This window comes from Acinetobacter sp. YH12249 (assembly GCF_013417475.1).
Taxonomy (GTDB): domain Bacteria; phylum Pseudomonadota; class Gammaproteobacteria; order Pseudomonadales; family Moraxellaceae; genus Acinetobacter.
On the sequence record NZ_VPDX01000061.1, the window covers coordinates 1 to 3509 of the forward strand.

General features: G+C 39.5%; 4 protein-coding genes and 1 pseudogene. 1 reads left to right on the forward strand and 4 read right to left on the reverse strand.

What is annotated here, in order from left to right; all coding sequences use genetic code 11:
* A pseudogene (locus FTV25_RS15730) lies at nucleotides 1–222 on the reverse strand (MobA/MobL family protein); the annotation flags it as partial.
* Nucleotides 222–377: a hypothetical protein gene (locus FTV25_RS15735; protein ID WP_171198935.1), complete on the reverse strand. Its 156-nt coding sequence runs from the start codon at nucleotides 375–377 to the stop codon at nucleotides 222–224. The pseudogene FTV25_RS15730 and the gene FTV25_RS15735, both read right to left, overlap by 1 nt.
* A gap of 281 nt (nucleotides 378–658) precedes the next feature.
* Between FTV25_RS15735 and FTV25_RS15740 the strand changes: the two genes are divergently transcribed.
* On the forward strand, nucleotides 659–1066 hold the full coding sequence (locus tag FTV25_RS15740) for a conjugal transfer protein TraD (RefSeq protein WP_180004506.1): 408 nt from the start codon (nucleotides 659–661) through the stop codon (nucleotides 1064–1066).
* A gap of 1111 nt (nucleotides 1067–2177) precedes the next feature.
* Here the strand turns inward: FTV25_RS15740 and FTV25_RS15745 are convergent.
* Nucleotides 2178–2678: a hypothetical protein gene (locus tag FTV25_RS15745; RefSeq protein ID WP_044103823.1), complete on the reverse strand. Its 501-nt coding sequence runs from the start codon at nucleotides 2676–2678 to the stop codon at nucleotides 2178–2180.
* The coding region (locus tag FTV25_RS15750) for a MobA/MobL family protein (RefSeq protein WP_180029618.1) at nucleotides 2675–3509 on the reverse strand (835 nt) is incomplete at its 5' end. The genes FTV25_RS15750 and FTV25_RS15745, both read right to left, overlap by 4 nt.

Here is a 3509-nt window from a genome sequence, read left to right on the forward strand (position 1 = left end):
ATAGGTACTACCGTTTTTGCGCTCGTAAAGGTCGGCTGCTTCCCAAAAGGTAATCGGATTATGTTCCGCCCATTTCGGCATGTTTCCATAGGCACTATGTTCAAGGTCAGTTTTAGCCTGTTCCTCTTTTTTCTTTTTTTCTTCATCCCGATCTATATATTCGGCATGCGGTGCTGCCTTGCCTGCCTTACCAACTTTGACACTTAAACGAGCTATCGCCATTAGGGTTTATCCTGTTCCTTTTTTTGGTTTCGTTGCTTCTTAAAAGCTCTTTGATCAAGTATCGAAGCCCAAATCATAATGATGATTAATAGCGGTGCTGCGATTACGCCAAAACTAATATCTTTGATTTTTCCCAATACCTGTTTTAGTTGCATGCTCTTGCTCCTAGCTTTGGTACTTCTTTTTTTCATTCAATTTTCAATTGAACGAAAAAAAGAAGTTTCAGGGTTTTAGGGATGAAGTCCCTAACGTGATTAGGTTTCTCTACGAAGTAGAGAAACGTCTAAGCGCGCCATCAAATTTTTGATGGAAGTACAGGCGAACTTCTCTAGAACGAACTTTAACAAAATTGCGGACATTGGACGTAATTATTTTGTTATCGTTCTTTGAGAATTAAGCCTGTGCTTTTGCGGTATCTGAATTAATGGAATCAAATATGAATAATGATTGGCTGTCTGAAAAAATCACGTATATTTCTGCTTTAAAGAATCCAAGTGATGCTCAAAAACTTTTATTGGAATTAGCAAAAATTCAATACCGTACACCCGACCAAGAGAAAAAACTGAATGCCTTGATTAAAGCCGAAAAAGCCATTGATCGAGCAAATAAGCAAAAAGTAGCAGTTAGAAAATTACTTAATGCAGAAAAGGAAGCTGAACGCAAAGCTCGTACACGACACCTCATCCAATTAGGCGCACTTTTTGAAATTGCTAACCTGGATAAACGAGATCCTGCAGAATTACTTGGAGTTCTGCTTAAAACTGCTGAAATCGACCCAAATGATGCGAAATGGGAAATTTGGAAAGACTTAGGCCAAGACACATTGAATCAGCGTAAAAATTAAAATTGATACATTAAACGGCTCATACTTATAGTTTTGAGCCGTTTATTAAATTTTTTTAAAGCAATATAACTTTATGAAATATAAAATTAAAAGCCATTATTAGGACAGTTAAAAATACTTCCGAAGTATTATTAAGACAAAAATTTAAGCCGTAATTGAAGACACTTTCTAAAATAAATAAAAGATTGGCGATTCTTTCGATCAAGTAGATGAAATTCATGTGCTGAGAGTTCCTTGAAGTTTATTTTATTCAGTGTGAATGAGTTAGATAGTTTTTTCAAATTTTTTTTATATTACAATGAGTTATGTCAATATATTATTATAAAATTAAGACAAATAGCCTAAGCTGAATTATTCTTAAATTAAAGGCCAGCACCATTAAGAACATAAAAACTAATGCTCTCAACTTCTCAACTCGCCTCCAAAGCGTCGCACTTCGTGCTTTGGCTTTGGAAACGGTTGAGAGAGTTTCGGCAATACTTTCCCTAAAGGCGGTCATTTGAAAAAATGACGCATCCTTTAAGTATTGCCGATTTACCGCATATTCTTTTGGCTTCGGAGCCACGTATATCGGTCGTATCCGCACATAGTTTTGCTGACTATGCAGACAAGGACTAAAGGTCTTGCACCTTCTCCCACACGCTCCCTGTCGAAGTATGGCGATATCTCTGCGAGGGTTTCCCCAGCATGCAACTTAATCGACCTATACAACTACTTCCAACGCTCCGCCTTTGTGAGAATCCCCTGTAAGCGGTTTAGCCTTTCGACTATCGCTACGTTGCACCAGTGACACTTATTCCCTCCACATGCAACGCATGCCAATCCGTAAAACGGACACGCAGAAGCAGGCAAAGCTCGATCTATGATGCTTATTTGACGATTTAAAACACGAATTAACGAAGACTTATCATTTTGAGTCTTGATCTAAACACTGTTTATTGTGAAAATAGAGTTCAGGTACAAGCCTTAGTGTGAAATCTGCACGAGTTGGTAGCTCTGCTGATCTTCGTTACTTGATGTTCGAGCATCAAATAACTGCGTACCGCTGAATATAAAGCGAAAGCCCATTTAGTTTCAATACTGAATGGGCTTTTTCTTTATCAAGTGCTTATCATTTTGGATCTATGACGCATAAATCCCCATATTTTCCATAATTACACTGTTCTTTCATCACTCTAACGCAAGTTTTGGATTCGCCTTCAACATTGCAACTCCGAATATCAAGCTGAATACCATCCTGTCTTAAACTTTCAATCTTAGAAATATTCTCAAGTGGTTTGATATAAACACTGAATAACCAAATGATGCCAAGCATCAGAATGGCAAAGATGCCTAGAACGATAGCAATGAGCTTCCATGAAAATTGATCACTGGCTGATTCAATTGAATTATTCAAGCGTCCAAGTGCTTTGGCGGTCTTAATAAGCTCCGCTGTTCCTTCCTGTAAGCCCGTATTTAGCGATTTTGATACGGTGCTATGGGTTTGCCCTGCGATGACCTTCTGAATGCGTTCCTCGGTGATTTGAAGCTCTTTAACGGCCTGATTGACTAAGTTCTGCTGTTGTTCTGCAACTGCCATCAGTGCATATAACTTTTTTTCATCAGGTGTCATCGGCTCATTCCTCTAGACTTCATTGTTCTCTGTTGCTCTCGTTCTAATTTCTGCTGTTGTTTGTACTGCTCCAAAGCAAGCTGTTTGAAGCTCTCAAAATCAGCCTTAAAGCTATCTATGCCCTGTTTAATTTCTTTATCTGAAATTGGGCTGTCTTTGAGGTCTTTTAGGTCTTTTTTCGGGTCGCCTAAGTCTAGTCGCTCAAGTTCTTTATAGGCTGTGCGTGACTGTTGCAGGGCTTCCCTGATTTCAGGGTCTTTGGCTTGGCTTGGTAATAGTTTTTTTTCAGGTTCTTTCTCTATGCCTTGCTCTTTGTAGCTTCGCATATCAATACGGCTATCAATTTGGTGTTTTTCTAAATGGCTGTTGCATAAATCTGCCCATCTTTGGCGCAGGTCTTTAATATCAGTTTTTCGTTCCTGGTAACTCTTGCCTGTATTGTCTTTTCTAGCTCCGCCACGTTCAGGATTCTTGCTGTTATAGCGTTTGAAATATTGCTCTGGATCTCGCTCGATTCCATCTTGCAGACGCTCATTAAACATGAGGTGAACGTGAGGCTGATCATTGCCGTCCATTGCTTTAGGGTTATGAATCGCAAACTGATAAGGATATTTTGAGCCGATCTCGGACCGAACAAAATCCTCAACCAGTTCTAGACGTTGCTCGGCATTCATCTCTCTAGGTAGGGCAATTTCATATTCTCGATAGGTACTACCGTTTTTGCGCTCGTAAAGGTCGGCTGCTTCCCAAAAGGTAATCGGATTATGTTCCGCCCATTTCGGCATGTTTCCATAGGCACTATGTTCAAGGTCAGTTTTAGCCTGTTCCTCT

Coding starts and splice junctions, on each gene's coding strand:
- FTV25_RS15740 (WP_180004506.1), top strand. CDS start 659: ATGAATAATGATTGGCTGTCTGAAAAAATCACGTATATTTCTGCTTTA.
- FTV25_RS15735 (WP_171198935.1), bottom strand. CDS start 377: ATGCAACTAAAACAGGTATTGGGAAAAATCAAAGATATTAGTTTTGGC.
- FTV25_RS15745 (WP_044103823.1), bottom strand. CDS start 2,678: ATGACACCTGATGAAAAAAAGTTATATGCACTGATGGCAGTTGCAGAA.